The sequence below is a fragment of the Nocardia sp. A7 genome (assembly GCF_046549215.1).
Taxonomy (GTDB): domain Bacteria; phylum Actinomycetota; class Actinomycetes; order Mycobacteriales; family Mycobacteriaceae; genus Nocardia.
This window is the reverse complement of sequence record NZ_JAJPWE010000002.1, coordinates 511,875-533,033: the sequence shown is the minus strand read 5'-3', so window position 1 is coordinate 533,033 and position 21,159 is coordinate 511,875. Positions and strand designations below refer to the sequence as shown.

Here is a 21,159-nt window from a genome sequence, read left to right as displayed (position 1 = left end):
CAACTGATGATCGACCCGTCTGGGCTGTTCGGATGCGCTCGGAACGTGACGCGAGGGGGTGGTCGCAAGGCGATGCTGTTCGCGCGATGCGTGCCAAGTCCTCCCACAACCTGCCGACGGACAGTACCTTGCTGCGCAACTGGCGCCGCTGGGAATCTGGGGAATCACGACCTGACGAGTTCTACGCGCCGATCATCGCGGCCGCGTTCGACACCGTCACCGCCGCGTTCTTCCCGAAGTCCCGTCCCAACCGTGATGACGAGCTGTTATCGGCAACCGGTATGGACACATTGGAGTTCATCGGACGACTCAGAATGTCCGACGTCAACAGCGCCACCCTGGACGCGGTGCGGATCACCGCCGAAAGGTTGTGCTGCGAGTACGCCTACGCCGACCCGCACGCACTGCACACCGAGGGGACCGCGTGGCTGCGCCGGATCACCTCACTGCTCGACGGCAGACTCACCCTGAGTCAGCATCGGGAGATACTCGTGCTGGCAGGCTGGGTCGCGTTGCTGGTCGGTTGCGTCGACTACGATCTCGGTCGCCGAGGGGGCGCCGAAGCCACTCGGCGAGCGGCCGATTCACTGGGCCGCGAGGCGGGCAACGCCGAGATCGTCGGGTGGGCCGCGGAGATGTCGGCGTGGTTCGCGTTGACGCAGGGCAACTTTCGTGGCGCGATCGATGTCTCGGAGAAGGCGATGGCGGGCACCACCTCGATGAGCGTCGGGGTGCAGCTGGCGGCGCAGCGCGCCAAGGGCTGGGCCCGGCTCGGCGATCGCCGCAATGTGCAGACCGCGCTCGACGAGGGCAGGGCGATCCTGTCGCGGATGGGTCATCCGGCCGATCTGGACAATCACTTCGTCGTCGATGCCACGAAGTTCGACTTCTACGCGATGGACTGCTGCCGGGTGGCGGGCCAGGATCGACTGGCCGAGCGCTACGCCCAGCAGGTGATCAGCGATTCGACCCGGCCGGACGGTTCGGTCCGCAATCCCATGCGGGTCTCGGAGGCGCGGCTGACCCTGGCCGTCGTGGCCGTGCGCGATCGCGATCTCGAGCGCGCGGTCGAGGAGGGTGTCGCGGCGTTCTCCGCCGGTCGCAAGTCGCTGCCCTCGCTGGCGTGGATCGCGGGCGAGGCGGCCAGGGAGATCATCGAACGCTACCCAGGAGATCAGCGCACCCAATCGTTCCTCGACCAGCTGCGATCGCTCAATGTCGGGTGAGCTCGCACGGCGGTGCCACGCCGATCGGGGACGGGTCCGGCGGAGCAGCCGGAGGCCACCACTAACCTGTCTACGGTGACCGACTCCGCCGACGGCCTGCCCAGCGCCGTCCCCGCCCTGTGGGACGAGCGTCTGCGGTTGTTCTCCTTCGCGACCGCCGAGAAGCGCGCCGACTACCTGCGGGTACTGCGCGCCTTCGACAGCGCGCGCGGGGCCTACGTGGTGTTGTTGCACGCCGACGACGTCGCCGAGTGGATTTCGCGGGCCGAGTCGGGCGCTCGGATCGAGGCGGCCGCGGGTGTCCCACTGCCCGCGGTCGAGATCGGTCCGCTGCTCGAGCAGCTGCATCGCTGGGGTGTGCTGGAACGCAGCTACGACGGCACACGTGCGGCCACCCTGGCCGAGTACCGCAATCGGCACTACGTCTACCAGTTCGCGCAGGCCGGTTTCCAGGCCTACCGGGCGGTGGCCGGGGTGCTCGCGGCCCGGATGGAGGACGCGTCGCTGTCGCGGCTGGTGCTGCCCGAGTTGCTGGCCGACCTGCGCACGCTGGCCGCCGCCAACCGTGACGGTGATGGCGAGCGGGTCTACACCACCTTGCGCAGGCTCGACGCCGCGCTCACCGACATGGCCGCGCGGGCCGCGCATTTCTACCTGTCGCTGGGCGATCTGGTGCGCACCACCGAGATCACCCCGGAATCCTTTCTGGCACACAAGGACGCGTTGCTCGCGCACATGCGGGAGTTCAGTATGGATCTGGCCCGGTTCGCGCCGCGGCTGGCGGCGGCGATCGGCGAGGTCTCCGAGACCGGGGTCGAGCAGTTGATCGCTCGCGCGGCCGGGTGCGACGAGCGGGTGCTGTTGAGTTTGGATGAACGCGAAGCGGATTGGCGTTCGCGCTGGGACGGACTGCGCACCTGGTTCGTCGCCGCGGGCGCCGAATCCTCGGAAACGTGTGAGGCCGATCGGCTGCGTGAGGCGACGATGAGCGCGATCGCGGCGGTGCTGTCGCTGTTACGGCGGGTCACCGAGACCCGCCGCGGTGGTATCAGCCGCGAATCGGCCTTGCGCCACCTCGCCGGATGGTTCGTCGCCACCCCCACCACCGGCAGCGCGCACGCGCTCTACGACGCGGTGTTCGGGCTGGGCAAACCACGCCACCTGTCGCTCGAACATCCCGATGCGGAACTGATCCCGACCAGCCGATCCTGGTGGGACGCGCCCCCTTTGGAGATATCCCGCACGCTCGCCGAGACCGGGCGGGCACCCACAGCGGGCGCACCCGCCCGGATCTCGCGCAACGACGCGGGTGTTCGGCGGCTGCGCGAGGCCCAACTGGCGGCGCAGCGCGAACGCGCCGCGGCCGCCGCCTCCTTGTCGAAGGGCAATGTGCACGAGCGGGAGCTGGATCAGCGCGAGACCGAGGTGCTGCTCCGCCTGCTCGACGCGGCCTCGACAGCCTGGGTACCCGTGAGCGGAAAAGTCGATGGCACAACAGGTTCCGATAACGGTGTCACCTTGACGGTGCGCCCGTGCGATGGGTCGACCGTGATCCGCACCGCGGCGGGGCTGCTCCACCTGAACAACCGCCGGCTGGAAGTGCGCGATTCGACGCGACGCGCAGGTGCGCGATGAGGCGGCAGCGGATCGACGCGCTCGCGCTCGACAGCTATCAGCGTGCGGCCCGGGTGATGTTGGCCAATCACCTGGTGACCCGCGTTTACCCGGACCGGATCGCGTTGCCGCTGATCCGGCGGTGGGCGACGGAATTGCGCGAGGACCTCGCCGAACTGTTCGGTTACCGACTCGAGGTCACCGAGACCACGGCCCGGCTCTACCCGGTGCACGACCGACTCGATGACGCCCGGCCTGCCCGCAGTGTGAACGACCGCGTTTTCGACCGCCGCCGCTACGCGTATCTGTCGCTGGCGCTGGCCGCGCTGGGCCGGGCGGGCGACCAGATCACCCTGTCCGAATTGGCCGAACATGTGGCCGATTACGCCAGCCGGATCGAGGGCCTCGACCTGTCGACCGAGCGGGCCGCCGATCGCGACGCCTTCGTCGATGCCGTCGGCTGGTTGGGCGCGCGGGGTGCGCTGACACTGGCCGACGGTGACGCAGGCGGCTGGGCCAGCGATCCGGAGGCGGGCGAGGCGCTCTACGACATCGACCGGCCGGTGGTGTTCGCCCTGTTCCGGCCCCCGCGGGCGCTGCAACATCTGCACAGCGTGCGTGGTCTGCTCGCCGAAGACACCGAGCAGGCGCAGGCCGATCAGGCTCGCCGGGTTCGCCGGGCACTGGTGGAGCGCCCGGTCGTTTATGTCGATGAGCTGTCCTCGGCCGAGCGCGCGCTGCTCGGCCAGGACCGCCTGGTCGGCGAGGTCGAATACTGCACGGGCTTGCGCGCCGAACGCCGAGCCGAAGGCGTGGCGTTGATCGACACCTCGGGTCGGCTCTCCGACACCCGCTTCCCCGGCACCGGCACGTTGGCACAGGTGGCGCTGCTGCTGATCGGTGAGATCGCCGACGCGGTCCTCGATCTCGACAATCCGATCTCCCAGCGTCCGGGTGCGCTGACCCCGGATGACGCGCTGCTCGACCACCTCGATACGTCCATTCCCACGGCGGGCGTGTTCGCCCCGCTGGCCGATGACAGGGAAACCAGCACGGCGGCAACAGATTTCATCGACGAAGTCGAGGACGCCGAAACGGTCACCTACCCGTTCCTCGACGACGCCTGGGTGCGCACCACCGTCACGGCGCTCACCGACCGATACGGCGCGACCTTCGCCGCGCAATGGCAGGCCGATGTCGGCGGGCTCACCACCGAGGTACTCGCGCTGCTCACCAAATTGCGGCTGATCCGGCCGGTCGAGGACGGGCTGCTGGTCCTGCCCGCGTTGGCCAGATATCGGGGCGCGGTGGTCACCGTGCGAGTGCGCAAGGCCGAGGAATTGTTCGTCACCGCCGCCGACACCGACGGCAGCACCCCAGCGGGAGGAAGCTGAGCATGTCACTCATTCACGGCGGAGTGCGGTTCGTCCCGACCCGGGCGGGCATCGTCAACCTCTGGGACTACCGCGACCAGGAATTCAGTTTCGCCGACGGTCGTCTGGTGCTGCGCGGACCCAATGGTTCCGGCAAGACCAAGGCCCTGGAAGTGCTGTTCCCGTTCGTGCTGGACGGCCGGATCGAACCACGCAGGCTGAACCCGTTCGCCGGTGAAGAACGCACCATGAAGTCGAACCTGCTGTACCGCAAGCAGGAATCGGCCTACTCGTATGTATGGATGGAGTTCGCGCGCGGGGGCTGGGACGATCCCGAGACCGTCACCGTCGGGATCGGCATGCGCGCGACCCGCTCCTCGGACAAGGTGACCCGCTGGTATTTCGTCGCCGACGGCCGCGCCGGGGTCGACTTCTCCCTCATCGGCCCCGACGACCGCCCACTGACCCGCAAACAGCTGGCCGAGCAGATCGGCAGCGACGCCATCGTCGACCGACCCGTCGAATACCGCGCGGCGATCGACGCGCGCATGTTCGGGCTCGGCGTGCAGCGCTACGACCAACTGATCAACCTGATCCTCACCCTGCGCAGGCCCCAGCTCGCCAAGAACCTGGACCCACGCGGACTTTCGCAGGCACTCACCGACGGCCTCCGCCCCCTCGACGAGCAGTTGATCCTCGACGCGGCCCGCTCGTTCAGCGATATGGAGGAGGTCGGCCGCACCCTGGACGGTCTCGTCCAGGCCGACACCGCCACCCGACGTTTCGTCGAGGTCTACCGCAAATACCTTGCGGTACAGGCGAAAACCGATGTCGATCAACTGCGCACCCGCCTCGATGCCGTGACCAACGCCGCCACCGCGCTCTTCGCCGCGACAGCCCTGCGCACCCGCCGCGACACCGACCGTACCGAAGCCGAGACCAGGGCCGACAACGCCGACCAGGCCTACGAACAGGCCATCGCCGACCGCGAGAACCTGCAGCGCTCCAGCGCTTACGAGGGCAAACAGCAACTCGACGACCTCGCCGACGCCGTCCGCCGGCTCGAAACCTCCGCCGCCGCCCACCGCGACAAGGCCGCCGAAGCCTCGCACACACTGCAACGCCGTGTCGAGGAAGCCACCCGCGCCACCGAAGCGGTGCGTACCGCGGCCGCCGCCCTCGTCCGCGGCGAAGACACTGTCCGCGCCGCCGCCGAAGAAGCGGGTATCGAATGGACACCGCCGAGTGCGGAGGGCCGCGGCGACCAGTTCACCGCGGCGGTCCGCGGCCACGCGGAGGAACGCGACGCCGACGTCCGTGCGGTGCGACAAGCGTTGGGCAAGTGGGAAACCGCCACCGCCGACCGCACCCGGTCCGAACGCCTCGCCGAACGCACCATCGAACTGCGCGACTCGGCCGCCGCGGAAGTCGCCCACGCCGAAGCCGCGGTCGCCCTTGCCCGCAGCGAATCCGCCGCCGCCTTGCGTACCTGGTGGAACGCGCACAGCGAGATCTTCGGGGCCGTCGCCGAACCGGTGGCGCGAGGTGGGCGCTCGGACGTGAATCCAGACGGACAGGACAGGATCGGCTTGTTCGCGGCGCTCGACGATGCCATGGCCGGTGCTGGCGTGGCGGACATTCCGTCCGCGTCCGAGGTTTTGGCCGAGTGGTGCGAACCACTACAGGAGCAGATCCGCACCCGACGCCAGGAGGCGCGCTCCCGAGCCACCGCCGCTGCCGCGCGCCGCGACGCCCTGGTCGCCGAACGCACCCAGATCGCCGCACAGCGCGACGATGCTCCCCCAACGCATCCGACGAGAACCGGTGTGCGCGAAGGTCTTTCGGGTGGGCCACTGTGGCAGCTGGTGCGGTTCGCCGACTCGGTGTCCCCGCAGGACGCGGCCGGTGTCGAAGCCGCACTCCAGTCCAGCGGTCTACTCGACAGCTGGATCTGCGGCCCGACTCTGCCCGCCGACGTCGACTCCGACCACTTCCTCCTCCCCTTACCGGTGGATCAGCGTCCGCCAGGCCGCACTCTCGCCGATGTCCTTGTCGTCGAAGAGGATTCGACCGACCTCACGGTTCCCACCGAGACCGTGACCGCCGTGCTGGCCTCTGTCGCCCTGCGTGATGCCTCCACACAGCCTCTGCACGCAGAGCCGGATGCCGACGCGCCACGGGTCGTGGTCGGCCTCGCCGGATCCTTCCGGCAGGGCGTCCTCGTCGGGCACCATCACAAGCCCGAAGCCGAGTTCATCGGGACCACCGCGCGAGCTCGCAGGCGCGAGTCCCGGCTCGCCGAGATCGAAGCCTCGATCGAGGCCGTCGCCGCCGAGCACGAGACCGCGCGGGCCGAAGACACCTCCGCCACCGCGGAATTGGCCACCTTGTCCGCTGCGGCCAAGGCACTGCCTCGCCCGTCGGCGGTGACCGCTGCCTTGCGTGCCGTCGCCGAGACCGCGGGGCTGATGCGCTCACGAGTGGAAGCGGCGACACAGGCCGAGCGCGAGCTCGACCAAGCCGTCGCCGAAGTCGCCGCGGCGGACAAGAAAGTGCGCGCTGCAGCCCAGGCGCACCGAACCCCACGCGAGCCACGCGAACTCGACGCGCTGGCCGCCTCGATCCGCCACTTCGAGAACACCGGAACCGGTCTGCTGCGCCTGCGCGCCGAACACGAGCGGGAACGCGAACGCGAACGCGAGGGCGCCGACCGGCACGACGAGGCACGAGCACTGGCCGAGGCGTTCGCCGAAGAGGCCGAGGCCGCCCGGCTCGGCTGTTCCGAGCAGCAACGCAAGCTCGAAACTCTGCGAGAAGCGCTGGGCGCCAGTGCCGCGGACATCGACCGCGACCTTGACCTCGCGCGCGGCGCCATCGAGGCGGCCAAGGCCGAACAGCGGGCCGCGCGCAAGGCCGCCAATGCCGCGATCGAAGCGGTCGGCGATGCCGAGGCCGCCTATCGCACCGCCAACGAAGCGCTCGCCACCGCACTGTCCGAGGTGCTCGCCGAGGTCCGTTCGCTGGCCCCGTACGCCCGACCCGACCTGCTGAGCTTGCTCGGCGCCTCGGTCGAACACCGTTGGCCCAGTAGCGATGCCGCGTGGTCCACCCCGGAGCAACTGCAATACCGCATCGTCGCCACGGGCCCGGAAGCCGATCCGGTGGTGCTGCCCGATGAGGTGGCTGCTCTGTTCGCCGACCTCGACACCGCCACCAGCCAGGTCCGTGCCACCGAGGCGGGGCGCAAGTCCACCCGCTCCGCGGTCACCAGCGCGCTCCAGGAGTTCGACGCCGCGCTCACCGCGTCCGGCCGCGACTACCGCCTGAACTGGGACGCCGCCGACGGGCTCACCGTCGTCGCCGTCCACGACGAGAACGGCCAAGCCGCCCTCGCCGACTTCGCGGCCCGCATCGACGCCGCCCGCCGCGACCAGGAGCTACTGCTCACCGACGCCGAACGCCGCATCCTCGAAGACGCCTTGCTGACCGGCCTGGCTCAGCAGATTCACGAACGCACCACCGACGCGCGCGAACTCATCTCCCGCATGGGCGCGGAGATGAAGCAGCGCCGGATGTCGTCGGGCAACACCATCGGCGTGCACTGGATCCTCGCCGACGGCCTGTCGGAGTCCGCGCGCTCGATGTGCAAACTCCTCGACCGCGACACCACCGCGCTGAGCCCGGAAGACCTCGGCTCGGTGCGCGCCCACTTCGCCGCCGAGATCCGCGCCGCCCGCACCGCCCACCCTGAGCGTTCCTACCCCGAAATCCTCGCCGCCACCCTCGACTACCGCACCTGGCGCGTCTTCTCCTTCACACTCATCTCCGGCGACGGCACCGAGGACAAACTCACCGTCGCCCGGCACAGTGCGCTCTCCGGCGGCGAACAATCCGTCTCGCTGCACCTGCCGCTCTTCGCGGCCGCCCACGTGATGCTCGACTCCGCCGACCCGCAAGCTCCGCGCCTGCTGGCCCTCGACGAAGCGTTCGCCGGCGTCGACGACAACGGCCGCAGCGAATTGCTCAGCCTCAGTGTGCAATTCGATCTCGACCTGTTCATGACCGGCTACGACCTGTGGATCACCTATGCCCACGTCCCCGGCTGCGCGCATTACGACCTGGCCCACTCCACCGCCGAAAACACTGTCAGCGCAACGCTTCTCGTCTGGGACAGCGGCGAACTCCTCGCCGAGCACGACGGAGGCGACCTCAGCACGGCGCTGGGCTCCCCCAACCGGCGCCGCGTGCCGAACACGATCGAGGGCGGATTGACGCTGGAAGGTATGCCCGGCGAACCGGCATCGGTGGGCTGAACAGCGGGCGGCCCTCGCCCACCGCCGCAGGCCGGAAGGACCTCCACAAGGCGCGATCGCTCAGTGTTCGGATGGCAATTCGTAGCGGGCCGCGATCGCGGCGGCACGGTCGTACAGCGAGTCGCGCAGCCACTGCGGGGCGAAGACTTCCGCGTTCGTGCCGAGCTGCCACATTGCCCATTCGGCGTGTCTCGGATCCTGGAAGGTAACCTCCAGCCGCAGCCATCCCGCCACGTCCGATTCCTCGACGCGTAGGGCCAGCGCGGTGCCCGCCAGTTCCTCGCGCCGAGCCGGATTCACCCGCGCCGCGACCGTGACCTGCTCGCCACCGGCTCGAAACCGCGTGCTGCGTTCTTGCCAGGCCTGGTCCAGATCGACCCGTTCCGGTCGCTGTGCGGGTTCGTCGAGTTCCTCGGCGGCCACGACCCGCGACAGGCGATAGGTGCGATCCTCGCCGGATCTCGTGGCGAGCAGGTAGCCCTGACCCCGGGCGGTGACCAGGCCGATCGGGTCCACCGTGCGCCAGTGGGGGCTCTCGTCCACCGCGGCGTAGTGGATGCGCAGCTTGTGTCCGGCGAGGACCGCGCGCCGGACTTCGGTCACGACCGTGTCGGACAGTTCCTCGTCGACCAGCCGACGGGACAGCAGGTCGGTCTCCGGGTCGATGAGCAATCGCTCGGCCGCATCGTGCGCGGTGTCCCGATAGCTTTCCGGCAGCGCGTCGACCACTTTGAGCATGGCCGAGGCGAGCGCGGACCCCAGGCCGAAGGCCTGTGCGCCACGCCGTGATCCGGCGATCAGCAAGGCGAGCGCCTCATCGTGATTCAGCCCGGTGAGCTCGGTCCGGAACCCCGGCAACAGCGCGAACCCGCCGTGTCTGCCACGTTCGGCGTAGACGGGAACACCGGCCGTGGACAATGCCTCGATGTCGCGCAGCACCGTGCGGGTGGATACCTCCAGCTCGCGCGCGAGGGTGTCCGCCGACAACCGACCGTGCCGCCGCAACAGCAACACCAGGGAGACCAGCCGGTCAGCTCGCATACGAAAACTATGCCAGGAATACACGACACAGGATGTCGTGTATTCCTGGCAGGTTCATCGACATGACAAACACCGACCACGCGTCCCACACCCTCGTCAACCCCGACGGCCTGCACGACCCGACCCCCTTCGGCTACAGTCACACTGCCGTCGTCCCCGCGGGTACGGAACTGGTCCTCGTCTCAGGACAGTACGGCTCCCGCCCGGACGGCGCGGTCGTCTCCCCCGACTTCACCGAGCAGGTGAACCAAACCTTCCGCAACATCAGCACCGCCTTGGCAGCCCACGGCCTCACCCTCGCCCACGTCGTCCAACTCAGGACCTATGTGGTGAACCACGACGTCAGTAAGCTCGGACCCATCGCTGGTGCGGTACAGGCGAATTGGGGTACGACCCCGCCTACCCAAACTCTCGTCGGCGTTGCGAGCCTCGCGACGCCGGATGTCCTGTTCGAGGTCGAAGCCATCGCCGCCCGCCCCTGACCCGCCCGCTTCCGCCGCAATGCGATGATTTCGCGCGATCGGACACAGGGCCGTTCTGGTCAGGTACCGCCTCGTAGGCGCATGGCTCGCCTACGAGGCGCTGCCGACGGACCAGGCCTGCGCGGAGAACCCCGTACGTCTCGGCGAGCAGCTCAATCGGCCGATGCGTCCAGGATGCGGACCGCGAGGGCGCGCAACTGCGCGGTCAATTCCGGCGAATCATGGACACGGAAAGGCACACCAAGCCCTATCAGTTGTACGGCGAGCCAGGTGGGGTCGTCGTCGCGGGTGGCGGTCAGGCGGCAGGTGGTGTCGGAGTCGGCGCGCAGGGTGCCCGGTTCTTCGCCGAGGCGGCCTGCGATCCGGCCGTGTGGGGCGTCGATGGTGACGTCGACGTGGTATTCGGGTGTGGCCCAGTCTGTTCGGCGGCCTGCGACGTAGTCCGCCGGGTCGGCGGCGGGTAGGTCGCGGGTGGTGATGCGGGCGCCGGTGGGGTCGGGGGTTTCGATGCGGTCGGCTCGGAAGCTACGCCAGGCGTCGCGGTCGAGGTCGTAGGCGACGAGGTACCAGCGGCGACCCGCGGCGGCGACGCCCGCGGGTTCGGTGTGGCGGCGGGATTCGGTGCCGGTGGCGTCGCGGTAGGTGAAGCGCAGGCGTTCACGGTTGGTGACGGCGGCGGCGAGGATGGTGAGGACCTCCGGGTCGACGGCGGGCCCATCGCCCGCCCGGACCGTGACCGCCGACCCGACCACGCGCACCCGCCTGCGCAGCTTCGCGGGCAGGACCTGTTCGAGTTTGGTCAGGGCTCGCACGGAGGCGTCCTCGATGCCCGCGACCGCCTGTCCCGCGGCGACTCTCAACCCGACCGCCACGGCTACCGCCTCGTCCGCGTCGAGGATCAACGGTGGTAGCGCCGAGCCCGCGGTGAGCCGGTATCCGCCTGCCGCGCCCATCGCGGCGACCACCGGATAGCCCAGCTCGCGCAACCGGTCGATATCGCGTCGCACGGTGCGGTCGGTGACGCCGAGCCGGTCGGCCAGTTCGCTGCCCGGCCACTCACGTGGCATCTGCAGCAGAGACAGTAATCGGAGCAGTCGGGCGGCGGTGTCGGTCATGTTCTCGATTCTCGCGCATATCTAGGACCGGAACTGTCCTAGATGGCCGATAGCGTCGGAATTACACCGACAACGAGGAGTCCCGATGACCACCATTCGCCCGTTCCGCATCGACATCCCCCAGGCCGACCTCGATGATCTGCGCGATCGGCTGACCAGGGCGCGCTGGGCGGCGCAACTCCCGGGCGAGGGCTGGGAACGCGGTGTTCCCACCGCGTACCTGCGCGAGCTGGCGCAGTACTGGGCGAACGATTTCGATTGGCGCGCACAGGAATCGGCGCTCAATGCCTTTCCCCAGTTCGTCACCGAGATCGACGGCCTCGATGTACATTTCGTGCACGTCCGCTCCCCCGAGCCCGATGCGGTGCCGCTGCTGCTGACGCACGGCTGGCCCAACTCGTTCGTCGAATTCACCCGCACCATCGGCCCGCTCACCGACCCGCGCGCCCACGGCCTCGATCCCGCGCTCGCTTTCGACGTCGTGGTCCCGTCCGTCCCCGGCTTCGCCTTCTCGGCGGCACCGCGCGAACCCGGAATGACCACGGCGCGGGTCGCCGAGATGTGGGCCGTCCTCATGGACCAACTCGGCTATGACCGTTACGGCACCCAGGGTGGCGACCTCGGCGCCTATGTCGCGCCGGAACTGGCATCGGCCGCACCGGAACACGTGATCGGCGTGCATCTCGACGGCGGGATCGGCATGCCGACCGAGGCCGACGTGCCAGCGATGTCGGCCGAGGACCGCGCGCAGTGGGCCGAGATGCAGCAGTGGATGACCGGCGGCGTCGACCACCACACCCTGTTGCGCGCGGCGCCGCAGACATTCGCGCTGGGCTGGAACGATTCACCGGTCGCGCTGCTGGCGTGGATGATGCAGAAGTTCCAGGAGTTCACCTATATGGCCGACCTCGCCGAAGACGTGATCGACCGCGACCACCTGCTCACCAACATCGCCCTGTACTGGTTCACCCAGACCACCGGCACCTCCTCCTGGCCGATGTACGACGGACTGCGTGACGGCGTTTTCGGCTGGCCCACCGACCAGAATTTGGTGCCGACCGGCGTCTACGGTGGCGGTTCACCGCTCATGCGCAAGATCGCCGATCACGGCAACAAGATCACCCACTGGCCGTCGGGAAATCCGGGCAACCATTTCGTCGCGATGGAAGAACCCGCCGCACACGTCGCCGACATCCGAACATTCTTCGCCGAACTCCGCTGACCGATCGAGCTCTAGCGCTGGCTCGCGTCCGGCACCCGGGGCGGGCACGGGGTGCCGGGCGCGGTGGCCAACTCGAAGTGCCACCATTCATTGTCGAAAGTCCGGCACAGCCCCCACCGGTTCCCGTTGGCCTCGAGCCACTGCGCCCCCACCTGCGGGCCGACGTCGACGGCGTGCCCGGAGACATGGGTGGATTCCGCCGGCGGCAGCACCCAGCGGCGGGCCTCGTCGGGGCTGCCGTAGGTGGCGAGGCCGTCTTGCCACAGCCATTCCTGCTGCTCGTACGTGCGGTGACCGGACGTGATGGACAGCGGCACATCCTCGGCGTGCGCCTGCTGCTCGGCGAGCGTGTAGGCGAGGGCGAGGGGTGGGTCGAGGCCCTCGGTGCCCGCGGCCGATTGGACCTGTTCGCGCGGTTCGGGCTGGGCGTCGGCGATGCCGATCCCGAGGCCGGTCACGGCGGCGGCGACCGTCATCGTCACCAGGATCCGGTCGGCCACGTGGCCCAGCACAGTTGTCATAGGCGGATTCTATCGACCGGGCTGATCACCCAGACCACGGCGCCACCGCTCGATCACCCGACCGATCTCGGTCTGCGGTGGCTCGCCGTAGAGCCATTCGCGGGCGAGTTGGTGCCAGTTGGCGGTGGCGCGCAGTTGGCCCAGGGTGGCGAAGGTGAACAGGTCGGCGCGGCGGGAGAACACGTGCTCCGGTGGCAGCATCTGTTTGTGCATGCCCTGGAAGTCCGACGCGCGCGGGTCGACGGCGAGGAGCAGTGCGCCGGTGGCCAATTCGGGGGTGATGGTGACCTCCTCGTCGAGCAGATGCCAGCCGGTGGCCGCCCAGACGTAGGCGAGACTCTCCTCCACGGTGACAGCGGAATCGGGGTCGATGATCCCGCGTCCCACCCACGCCGCGAACAGATCCTCGCCCCGGCCCTCCGCGGCCGCCCGTAGGACGTCACGTTCGAATTCGACGTGCGCCGGGTCCATTTCCTTGTAGAGACCGAAGTCGACGAAGGCCAACCTGCCGTCAGCGGCCAGCAGCACATTGCCCGGATGTGGATCGCCGCAGAACTCGTTGTCGGCGAACAGACCGGCGATATAGAAGCGGTAGATCAGCTCGCCGAGCCGGTCCCGCTCGGCGGCGGGCAGCGTTTGCATGTGCGAAAACGGATGTCCGTCAACGAATTCCGTGACCAGCACATTGTGTGTGCAGAATTCCTCGATGCTGTCGGGCACAGTGATGAAGGGATGGCCGCGATAGCGCTGCGCGACCCGATGCTGGGTGCGGGCTTCCCGCTCGTAGTCGAGTTCGCTGCGCAGATTGCTGGCGATCTCCTCGAGTACACCGGTATCGGCCATGCTCGGCAGTACCGTTCTGCCCATTTTGGCGAGAAACTCGAGATTGCTGATATCGGCATGGACGGCACGCTCGACCCCGGGATACTTCACCTTGACCGCGACGACGCGCCCGTCGTGCAGTCGTGCCCGGTGCACCTGGCCGATCGAAGCCGCCGCGATCGACGTTTCACCGAACTCGGCGAAGGTCCGCGCCAGCGGGCCGAGGTCGTCCTCGACCACCTGCCGCATCGTCGCGAACGGCATCGCGGGCGCCCGATCCTGCAGGGCCGCGAGCTGGGCGCGGAACTGTTCACGGTGCGCTTCGGGAACGAAGTCGAGATCGAGCACCGAGCCCATCTGCCCCAGCTTCATCGCCGAGCCCTTCATGCTTCCCAGCACCGCGACGATCTGCTGTGCCTTCATCATCGCCGATCGCTCGGCGAGGACCTCCCGCGCCTCGTCGGTGCGCCCCACCATCGACAGCCGCCGCCCGACTTCCCGCATGGCCTGACCGGCAGCGAACTGACCCAACTTCGCGCTGCGCGTCGCCCGCCCCCTGGGAACTCCACCGCTCGCCAATCAACACCCCTGTCAGGCCATGTACGCCGTATGCCGTGCGTCACAGTACACCGAGGTGACAGCCGCCGCCGGGTCCGCGAAAACAGACGAAAACCCCGGCACCCGCCGAAGCGGAAACCGGGGCATCGAAGCGGGATGGCTACACGCGTTCCGTGGAACGGGTGCGCACGCGCAGGGCGATGGGCTTGGAGGTTTCGGCGAAGAAGTCGTTGCCCTTGTCGTCGACGACGATGAAGGCGGGGAAGTCTTCGACGTCGATCTTCCAGACGGCTTCCATGCCGAGTTCGGCGTACTCGAGGACCTCGACGTTCTTGATGCAGTCCAGGGCCAGACGGGCGGCGGGACCGCCGATGGAACCGAGGTAGAAGCCACCGTGTTCGTTGCACGCCTTGGTGACCTGGGCCGAGCGGTTGCCCTTGGCGAGCATGACCATCGAGCCGCCCGCTGCCTGGAACTGGTCGACGTAGGAGTCCATGCGTCCCGCGGTGGTGGGACCGAAGGAGCCCGAGGCGTAACCCTCGGGGGTCTTCGCGGGCCCCGCGTAGTAGACGGCCATGTCGCGCAGGTACTGCGGCATCGGCTCGCCCGCGTCGAGGCGTTCCTTGATCTTGGCGTGGGCGATATCGCGGGCCACGACCAAGGGACCGGTCAGCGAAAGACGGGTCTTCACCGGGTATTTCGACAGTTCGGCGCGGATCTCGTCCATCGGACGGTTGAGATCGATCTGCACGACGTCGCCACCGAGGATATCGGACGTCTGCTCCGGCAGGTACTGGGCCGGTTCGGTTTCCAGCTGCTCCAGGAAGATGCCGTCCTTGGTGATCTTGGCCAACGCCTGGCGGTCGGCCGAGCAGGAGACCGCGATCGCGACGGGGCAGGACGCGCCGTGCCGGGGCAGGCGGACCACGCGCACGTCGTGGCAGAAGTACTTGCCACCGAACTGCGCGCCGATGCCGAACTCACGAGTGAGCTGGAACACCTCTTCTTCGAGCTCGACATCGCGGAACGCGTGACCGGTGATCGAGCCCTCGGTCGGCAGGTTGTCGAGGTAGTGCGCGGAGGCGTATTTCGCTGTCTTCAAGGCGAATTCGGCGCTGGTGCCGCCGATGACCACGGCGAGGTGGTACGGCGGGCAGGCCGCGGTGCCGAGCGAGCGGATCTTCTCGTCGAGGAACTCGAGCATGCGCTCGGGATTCAGGACGGCCTTGGTCTCCTGGTACAGGAACGACTTGTTGGCCGAACCGCCGCCCTTGGCCATGAACAGGAACTTGTACACCGGGTTGTCGGCGTCGCCCTCGGTCGAGTACAGCTCGATCTGGGCGGGCAGGTTGGAGCCGGTGTTCTTCTCGTCCCACATGGTGATCGGGGCGAGCTGGGAGTAGCGCAGGTTCAGCTTGGTGTAGGCGTCGAAGATGCCGCGGCTGAGCCATTCGGCATCGTCGACACCGGTGAGCACGCCCTCGCTCTTCTTGCCCATCACGATCGCGGTGCCGGTGTCCTGGCACATCGGCAGCACGCCACCGGCGGAGATGTTGAGGTTCTTGAGCAGGTCGAGCGCGACGAAGCGGTCGTTGCCCGAGGACTCGGGGTCGTCGATGATCTTGCGCAGCTGCCGCAGGTGCGCGGGGCGCAGGTAGTGGCTGATGTCGTGGATCGCCGTCTCGGTCAGCAGCCGCAGCGCCTCGGGCTCGACCTGCAAGAAGGTGCGCCCGTTGTGCTCGAAGGTGCTGACCCCCTCGCTGGTGAGCAGGCGGTAGGGCGTCTCGTCGGCGCCGATCGGAAGCAGATCGGAATAGCGGAACTCCGGCGCGGTCACGGATCGCACTCCTTCGGGCAGGGCGGGCACCGCAACACTGCGGAGCACCAGGCAGGGCTGGTCACAAAGCAATCCGCAGCCTATCGACTCCTGCACACTGAGCCTCTGGTTAGGCAACCCTATCTTCCTGGTCCTGCCAGGAAAACAGCTAGCTGAATATTTGTCGAGGTTGCACGTTCAACACAAACGGTGCTAACCATTCTCCGGGCGGTGGCGGGGATGCACCGTTCAATCCGAAGCCTGCACCTTCAGAATCTGGAGCTCGATCGTGACAGATCCACAGTGGCTCGATGATGTCGAAATGCGTGCCTGGCTGGGCTATGTCCGGACCCGCGACCTGATCGCCGCGGCGATCGGGCGTGACGCGGGCCGGGATGCCAACCTGAGCTACGTCGAATATTCCGTCCTGGTCTACCTGGCCGACGCACCAGGTCAGCGGCTCACCTTCGCCGATCTGGCCGGTGCGCTCGAATGGTCGCAGAGCCGACTCTCGCACCAGATCACCCGCATGCAGAAACGTGGCCTGGTCTCGCGCGAGACGATGCCGCACGACCAGCGCCGCACCGTGGCCAGACTGACCACGACCGGTGGCCAACTGCTCACCACGGCCGCGCCCGCACATGTGCGCAGCGTGCGCAGACACATGATCGATGTGCTCGATCGCGACCAGCTCGCCGCCCTCGCCGAGATCTACGACACCCTCGTCGACCACCACCGCAGCGCCGCACGGGAATACGACGGGCCGCGCGTCATCGAGGAAGTCGCGGCCGAACTGTCGTGAGACACGGCCGAACGGGCCACAACGCGCCGGGCGGGTCCGGCCCTACGAACCCGAGCTGCCGCCGGAGGAGTCGGGGCGGGCCTTGCCGAGGCCACCGCGGGTGACCGTGCCGCCGTCCGTCGGGACACCGCGGTCGAAGACGTCGCCGCTGGTCGGGCGTAGAAAACTGCCTGCGGCGATGGCGACGGCGACACCGATCGCCGGGTACACGAAGGTGTCGGTGTGCTGGTACCAGAAGCGCGAGTACCTGGTGTCGGTGGTGTCGCACTGATCGTCGACCACGCGAACGTTGGTGGTCTTGTCCACGCAGACGCCGACCGCCGCCGGTTTCGCGGCGGCGGCGGTCGTCGTGCTCACCCGCGATGTCGTCGTCGGAGGCTTCGAGGTGGTCGTGAGGGTGGTCGACGCGGCGCGCGGTGCGGGTTTCGGGGTGGCGGTGCCACAGCCGGCCGAGACCAGGGCCACCGCCACCACGGCGGGCAGCGTGTAGGACACGCTGCGCGACATCATTGTTCGGCTACGCGAACCATCGATTTTCGAAACCACACTCACGAACTCCCCCTCAGGCGGTGCTGACCAACCGCCGATACTATCCAGCCGCGGCGCCGCTGACCACCGCTGCGTTGTTCGTGAAATCCTGTTTGCCCGAATCCTTTTGACCCGAATGCACGCCCAGCGCCCGCTCGAAACCGGCGGGGATCACGATGTCGTCGCGGGTCAAATCGTTGATCGAGGTCTTGCGCAGACCCAGTAGCGCGGAATCGATTCCGCCACGCAGGATGTCGAGAACATTCTCGACGCCTGCCTGACCATTGGCCGCCAGACCCCACAGGGACGCGCGCCCGATCAGGACCGCGCGGGCGCCGAGCGCCACGGCCTTCACGACATCGCTGCCGCGCCGGATGCCACCGTCGAGGAGCACCTCGATCTGGTCGCCGACCGCGTCGGCGAGCACCGGCAGTGCGCGGATGGCGGCGGGGGTGCCGTCGAGATTGTTGCCGCCGTGGTTGGACACCGAGATACCGGCAACGCCCGCGTCGACGGCGCGCAGCGCGTCGTCGACCCGCATCACGCCCTTGAGCAGCACCGGGCCGTCCCACTGCGCGCAGATCCAGGCGACATCGTCCCAGTCCGGTGCCGGGGTCTGCATCCATTCGCCGTAGGCGCCGAAGAACCCGGGTGCCGCGCCGCCGCCGACCGCCATGTTGGGCGCGGTGAGGTCGGGGATGGCACCCGAACGCAGGTAGGTCGCGAGCCAGCGCGGGCGCGCGAGGGTCTGCGGCGCGAATTTCATCATCGTGCGCAGGTTCAGCGATTCCGGGATCACCGGGCTGCCCCAGTCGCGCCCGTGCGAGAACGACCAGTCCAGGGTGAGGATCAGGCCTACCGCCCCGGCCTTCTTCGCCCTGGCCATCCGCTCGAGGATCTGATCCTTGTTGCCGCACCAGTACAGCTGGAACAGGGTCGACGGATTGGCGGCGATAACCTCTTCGACGGGCTTGCTCGCGAAAGAGCTGAGCCCCATGGCGATTCCGCGCGCCGCCGCGGCGCGCGCGACGGCGACCTCACCGTCGGGGTGCACCGCCTGCACACCGGTCGGCGAGATCAGCACCGGCATGGAGATCTGCTGACCGAGCACCGTGGTCGATTGGTCGCGTTCGCCGATCGGGCCCGCGCAGTGCGGGGCGAAACCGAGTTCGGTGAACGCGGTCTGGTTGTCTTCGATGGTCTGTCCGCGTTCCGAACCGGCGATCAGCGCGCCGTACACCGACTTCGGCAGGCGCTTGCGGGCGCGCCGCTGCGCCTCGGCAACGGTCTCGAACCAGGGATTCATCGGGGTCCTTCCTCATGATCCTGCGGCCACCATCGGCGCAGGTCTTCCAGCAATGCGGTAGTGGCGACCCGCAACAGGCCGGCGCCTTCGTCGGCGCTCGATCCGGTGGGGTCGCCCAGGATTCCGTTGGGGCTACAGGCGCGCACGCCACCCGCGCGCAGCAGCGGCAGCAGTTCGGTCAGCGGGCGGCGGTCCCCCGGTTCGGCCAGTTCGGTGCGTACCAGGTCGGGGCGCAGTGCGAGCTGGATCGAGGTTTCGGTGCGCCCGGCGTGTGGGTCGCCGCCGTAACCGGGCGAGAACAAGCGCACCTCGCGCGACTCCGACCGCAACAAGGCGACCGCGCGGCGCAGTGCTTCCACATTGCCGCCGTGCCCGTTGACCAGCACGATCCGCGAAAAGGTGTCCGTCGCGGAGCGGCACAGTTCGACGACGAGAAGTTCCAGCGCCGCCTGGCCGATCGAGAGGGTGCCCGCGAATCCCGCGTGCTCGCCGCTGGCGCCGTAGGGAACGGCAGGGGCGATGAGCACGTCGGCACGCTCGGCCGCGACCCGGCCGCACACCGCGGACGCGATGTCGCTGTCGGTCGACAGCGGCAGATGCGGGCCGTGCTGCTCGGTCGCGCCGAGCGGGATGACCAGGATCACCCCCGCGGCGGCGCGCACACCTGCCTCGGGCGATGTGAGGTGCGCCACGAACATGGGCCAAACATTAACGTCAGTCACTGACATAATCAATAGCTCGTGCAGGTCGAATGCCCGTCTCTATCCTGTATCCATGTCCGCCCCGCCTTCGCGCGCACCTACGTCGACTCCGAAGCAACCGGGGCACCGCGGGCGTCCGCCGCGCACCACGCGCCGCGAACTCGAGGTGATCGCGATGAGACTGTTCGCCGAACACGGATTCGACGACGTCACCGTGGAACGCATCGCCGCCGAGGCCGGCGTCAGCGAACGCACCTTCTTCCGCTACTTCCCCACCAAGGCCGAGGTGCTGTGGCACCAGTTCGACAACGAGGTCGACGACCTGCGCGCCGCGTTCGCCGCCGTCCCCCCCGACGAACCGATGATGGCGGCGGTCCGCCGCATTGTGGTGGCGGCCAACAGATATCGCGCCGAGGACATTCCCGAATTGCGCACCAGAATGCTGCTGGTCTCCGGCGTTCCCGCGCTCTCGGCGGGCGCGGGCGCGCACTACGACGCGTGGGAGCGTGCCGTCGGCGAGTTCGCCGCGAGCCGCCTCGGCGCCACCTCGAGCGACCTTGTTCCGCTGGCCGTCGGACGTACCACCCTGGCCGCCGCGCGGGCCGCCTTCGATGCTTGGCTCGAACGCGGCGATACCGATCTGACCACCTACCTGGACCAGGCGCTGCGGGCGTTGGAACGCGGGTTCGCCCCGGAATAGCCGACAGCGCCACGTTTGGGCAGCACGGCAATGGGGGTATGAGTAGGCTCAGGCACATCGCGCACTGTGCGCACCGAGAACGTCCGTCGTCGAAAGGGGCAGGGGTTTCCATGTCCGAGGTGTCCACGAGTCTTTCGGCGGATTCGCTGCCGGCGCAGCCGCTCGACAATCTGCTCCCGCAGCTGGTCGAGCACCTGCGGCAGAACCGCACCGGGCTGCGGGAAGAGTGGGCACGGCGTATCACCGAAGCCGAACTGCTGACCGCGATGACCCCGGAGGAGATCTTCTCCGAGGCGACGTCGATGTACGACAACTACGTCGAGGTGCTCGTCACCGGTAGCGTCGAGGCACTGCAGGCCTACGCCCGCGACCTGTCCGAGCGCATCATTCCGCGAGGCGTCGAGACCGACGAGGTCATCGGCATCGTGCTGCTGCTGCGCGACGTGCTGGCCCGCAGTCTCTTCGAGAAGTACCAGTCCAACTTCGAGCTGCTCAACCGCGTGCTCGACGCCTACGAACCTGCCGCCAACCGCATCGCCAACACCGTGGCCGTGTCGTTCGTGCAGGAACGCGAGCGCGTCATCAGCCGCCAGCAAGAGGCCATCCGCGAGCTGTCCACCCCGGTGTTGCAGGTCCGCGAGCAGCTGCTCATCCTGCCGATCATCGGTGTGCTCGACTCCCAGCGCGCCCGCCAGCTCACCGAGCAGTTGCTGCGTGCCATCCGCGCCAATCGCGCCAAGGTGGTCGTCATCGACATCACCGGTGTGCCCGCGATCGACTCCGTGGTGGCCAACCACCTCGTGCAGACCGTCGACGCGTCGGGTCTGATGGGCGCCAGCGTGATCATCACCGGCCTGTCCTCGGAGATCGCGCTGACCCTGGTGACCATCGGCCTCGATCTGTCCAAGATGAATGCCGTCGGCGACCTGCAGGGCGGTATCGAAGAGGCTGAGCGTCTACTCGGGTACGAGGTCTCCCGAGTCACCGAGCGCTTGAGCGAGCGGGACGGGCGCTGACCA

17 protein-coding genes are annotated in these 21,159 nt (G+C 68.4%); 9 read left to right on the top strand and 8 right to left on the bottom strand.

Annotated elements, in window-relative coordinates; all coding sequences use genetic code 11:
• Window positions 1-86: 86 nt before the first annotated feature.
• The 4 genes from ACLJPD_RS13880 (at window position 87) to ACLJPD_RS13865 (ending at window position 8,526) form a co-directional block, all read left to right on the top strand.
• Window positions 87-1,226, top strand: a complete 1,140-nt coding sequence (locus ACLJPD_RS13880) for an XRE family transcriptional regulator (protein ID WP_410872489.1) — start codon at window positions 87-89, stop codon at window positions 1,224-1,226.
• Between the two features lie 132 nt (window positions 1,227-1,358).
• Window positions 1,359-2,861, top strand: a complete 1,503-nt coding sequence (locus ACLJPD_RS13875) for a TIGR02677 family protein (protein WP_410873405.1) — start codon at window positions 1,359-1,361, stop codon at window positions 2,859-2,861.
• Window positions 2,858-4,234 carry a TIGR02678 family protein gene (locus ACLJPD_RS13870; RefSeq protein WP_410872488.1) on the top strand — a complete coding sequence of 459 codons (1,377 nt, stop codon included), beginning with the start codon at window positions 2,858-2,860 and terminating at the stop codon, window positions 4,232-4,234. The genes ACLJPD_RS13875 and ACLJPD_RS13870 overlap by 4 nt, the downstream gene beginning before the upstream one ends.
• 2 nt (window positions 4,235-4,236) lie before the next feature.
• On the top strand, window positions 4,237-8,526 hold the full coding sequence (locus ACLJPD_RS13865) for a TIGR02680 family protein (protein ID WP_410872487.1): 4,290 nt from the start codon (window positions 4,237-4,239) through the stop codon (window positions 8,524-8,526).
• Window positions 8,527-8,586: 60 nt separating this feature from the next.
• Here ACLJPD_RS13865 and ACLJPD_RS13860 read toward each other — a convergent pair whose 3' ends face one another.
• The gene (locus ACLJPD_RS13860; RefSeq protein WP_410872486.1) at window positions 8,587-9,567 is read right to left on the bottom strand and encodes a helix-turn-helix transcriptional regulator; all 981 of its coding nucleotides are present in this window, start codon (window positions 9,565-9,567) and stop codon (window positions 8,587-8,589) included.
• Between the two features lie 62 nt (window positions 9,568-9,629).
• Here ACLJPD_RS13860 and ACLJPD_RS13855 point away from each other — a divergent pair, with 62 nt between their 5' ends.
• Window positions 9,630-10,049, top strand: coding sequence for a RidA family protein (locus tag ACLJPD_RS13855; RefSeq protein ID WP_410872485.1), 420 nt, complete (start codon window positions 9,630-9,632; stop codon window positions 10,047-10,049).
• Window positions 10,050-10,201: 152 nt separating this feature from the next.
• Here the strand turns inward: ACLJPD_RS13855 and ACLJPD_RS13850 are convergent, their stop codons facing one another.
• Entirely contained in the window at window positions 10,202-11,164 is a 963-nt protein-coding gene (locus ACLJPD_RS13850; protein ID WP_410872484.1) for a helix-turn-helix transcriptional regulator, read from the bottom strand.
• 85 nt (window positions 11,165-11,249) lie between these two features.
• On the opposite strand from ACLJPD_RS13850, the gene ACLJPD_RS13845 reads away from it, so the two are divergent.
• Window positions 11,250-12,386 carry an epoxide hydrolase family protein gene (locus tag ACLJPD_RS13845; protein WP_410872483.1) on the top strand — a complete coding sequence of 379 codons (1,137 nt, stop codon included), beginning with the start codon at window positions 11,250-11,252 and terminating at the stop codon, window positions 12,384-12,386.
• Between the two features lie 11 nt (window positions 12,387-12,397).
• Here the strand turns inward: ACLJPD_RS13845 and ACLJPD_RS13840 are convergent, their stop codons facing one another.
• The 3 genes from ACLJPD_RS13840 to ACLJPD_RS13830 form a co-directional block, all read right to left on the bottom strand.
• Window positions 12,398-12,907, bottom strand: coding sequence for a M15 family metallopeptidase (locus tag ACLJPD_RS13840; protein WP_410872482.1), 510 nt, complete (start codon window positions 12,905-12,907; stop codon window positions 12,398-12,400).
• A 9-nt stretch (window positions 12,908-12,916) separates the two neighbouring features.
• Window positions 12,917-14,260, bottom strand: coding sequence for an ABC1 kinase family protein (locus ACLJPD_RS13835; protein ID WP_410872481.1), 1,344 nt, complete (start codon window positions 14,258-14,260; stop codon window positions 12,917-12,919).
• 187 nt (window positions 14,261-14,447) lie between these two features.
• On the bottom strand, window positions 14,448-16,124 hold the full coding sequence (locus tag ACLJPD_RS13830) for a fumarate hydratase (protein WP_410872480.1): 1,677 nt from the start codon (window positions 16,122-16,124) through the stop codon (window positions 14,448-14,450).
• A 268-nt stretch (window positions 16,125-16,392) separates the two neighbouring features.
• On the opposite strand from ACLJPD_RS13830, the gene ACLJPD_RS13825 reads away from it, so the two are divergent.
• Entirely contained in the window at window positions 16,393-16,905 is a 513-nt protein-coding gene (locus ACLJPD_RS13825; protein ID WP_410872479.1) for a MarR family winged helix-turn-helix transcriptional regulator, read from the top strand.
• A gap of 42 nt (window positions 16,906-16,947) precedes the next feature.
• Here ACLJPD_RS13825 and ACLJPD_RS13820 read toward each other — a convergent pair whose 3' ends face one another.
• The 3 genes from ACLJPD_RS13820 to mftE all read right to left on the bottom strand — a co-directional run bounded on the left by ACLJPD_RS13820 (window position 16,948) and on the right by mftE (window position 19,437).
• Window positions 16,948-17,412 carry a hypothetical protein gene (locus ACLJPD_RS13820; RefSeq protein ID WP_410872478.1) on the bottom strand — a complete coding sequence of 155 codons (465 nt, stop codon included), beginning with the start codon at window positions 17,410-17,412 and terminating at the stop codon, window positions 16,948-16,950.
• A gap of 82 nt (window positions 17,413-17,494) precedes the next feature.
• Window positions 17,495-18,739 (bottom strand): pre-mycofactocin synthase MftD, encoded by a 1,245-nt coding sequence (gene mftD / locus ACLJPD_RS13815; protein ID WP_410872477.1) that lies wholly within the window; start codon window positions 18,737-18,739, stop codon window positions 17,495-17,497.
• A complete protein-coding gene (mftE, locus tag ACLJPD_RS13810) occupies window positions 18,736-19,437 on the bottom strand; it encodes a mycofactocin biosynthesis peptidyl-dipeptidase MftE (RefSeq protein ID WP_410872476.1) in 702 nt (233 codons plus the stop codon). The genes mftD and mftE overlap by 4 nt, the downstream gene beginning before the upstream one ends.
• 76 nt (window positions 19,438-19,513) lie before the next feature.
• Here mftE and mftR point away from each other — a divergent pair, with 76 nt between their 5' ends.
• Together mftR and ACLJPD_RS13800 are read left to right on the top strand one after the other, a co-directional pair.
• Window positions 19,514-20,140, top strand: a complete 627-nt coding sequence (gene mftR / locus ACLJPD_RS13805; RefSeq protein WP_410872475.1) for a mycofactocin system transcriptional regulator — start codon at window positions 19,514-19,516, stop codon at window positions 20,138-20,140.
• Between the two features lie 110 nt (window positions 20,141-20,250).
• A complete protein-coding gene (locus ACLJPD_RS13800; protein ID WP_056809988.1) occupies window positions 20,251-21,156 on the top strand; it encodes an STAS domain-containing protein in 906 nt (301 codons plus the stop codon).
• The last annotated feature ends 3 nt before the right edge of the window (window positions 21,157-21,159 follow it).

Bases quoted from the DNA above. Each gene is read 5' to 3' on its own strand.
- ACLJPD_RS13880 (WP_410872489.1), top strand. From the start codon at position 87: ATGCGTGCCAAGTCCTCCCACAACCTGCCGACGGACAGTACCTTGCTG.
- ACLJPD_RS13840 (WP_410872482.1), bottom strand. From the start codon at position 12,907: ATGACAACTGTGCTGGGCCACGTGGCCGACCGGATCCTGGTGACGATG.
- mftD (WP_410872477.1), bottom strand. From the start codon at position 18,739: ATGAATCCCTGGTTCGAGACCGTTGCCGAGGCGCAGCGGCGCGCCCGC.
- mftE (WP_410872476.1), bottom strand. From the start codon at position 19,437: ATGTTCGTGGCGCACCTCACATCGCCCGAGGCAGGTGTGCGCGCCGCC.
- ACLJPD_RS13800 (WP_056809988.1), top strand. From the start codon at position 20,251: ATGTCCGAGGTGTCCACGAGTCTTTCGGCGGATTCGCTGCCGGCGCAG.
- ACLJPD_RS13845 (WP_410872483.1), top strand. From the start codon at position 11,250: ATGACCACCATTCGCCCGTTCCGCATCGACATCCCCCAGGCCGACCTC.
- ACLJPD_RS13860 (WP_410872486.1), bottom strand. From the start codon at position 9,567: ATGCGAGCTGACCGGCTGGTCTCCCTGGTGTTGCTGTTGCGGCGGCAC.
- ACLJPD_RS13820 (WP_410872478.1), bottom strand. From the start codon at position 17,412: ATGTCGCGCAGCGTGTCCTACACGCTGCCCGCCGTGGTGGCGGTGGCC.
- mftR (WP_410872475.1), top strand. From the start codon at position 19,514: ATGTCCGCCCCGCCTTCGCGCGCACCTACGTCGACTCCGAAGCAACCG.
- ACLJPD_RS13870 (WP_410872488.1), top strand. From the start codon at position 2,858: ATGAGGCGGCAGCGGATCGACGCGCTCGCGCTCGACAGCTATCAGCGT.
- ACLJPD_RS13855 (WP_410872485.1), top strand. From the start codon at position 9,630: ATGACAAACACCGACCACGCGTCCCACACCCTCGTCAACCCCGACGGC.
- ACLJPD_RS13850 (WP_410872484.1), bottom strand. From the start codon at position 11,164: ATGACCGACACCGCCGCCCGACTGCTCCGATTACTGTCTCTGCTGCAG.
- ACLJPD_RS13865 (WP_410872487.1), top strand. From the start codon at position 4,237: ATGTCACTCATTCACGGCGGAGTGCGGTTCGTCCCGACCCGGGCGGGC.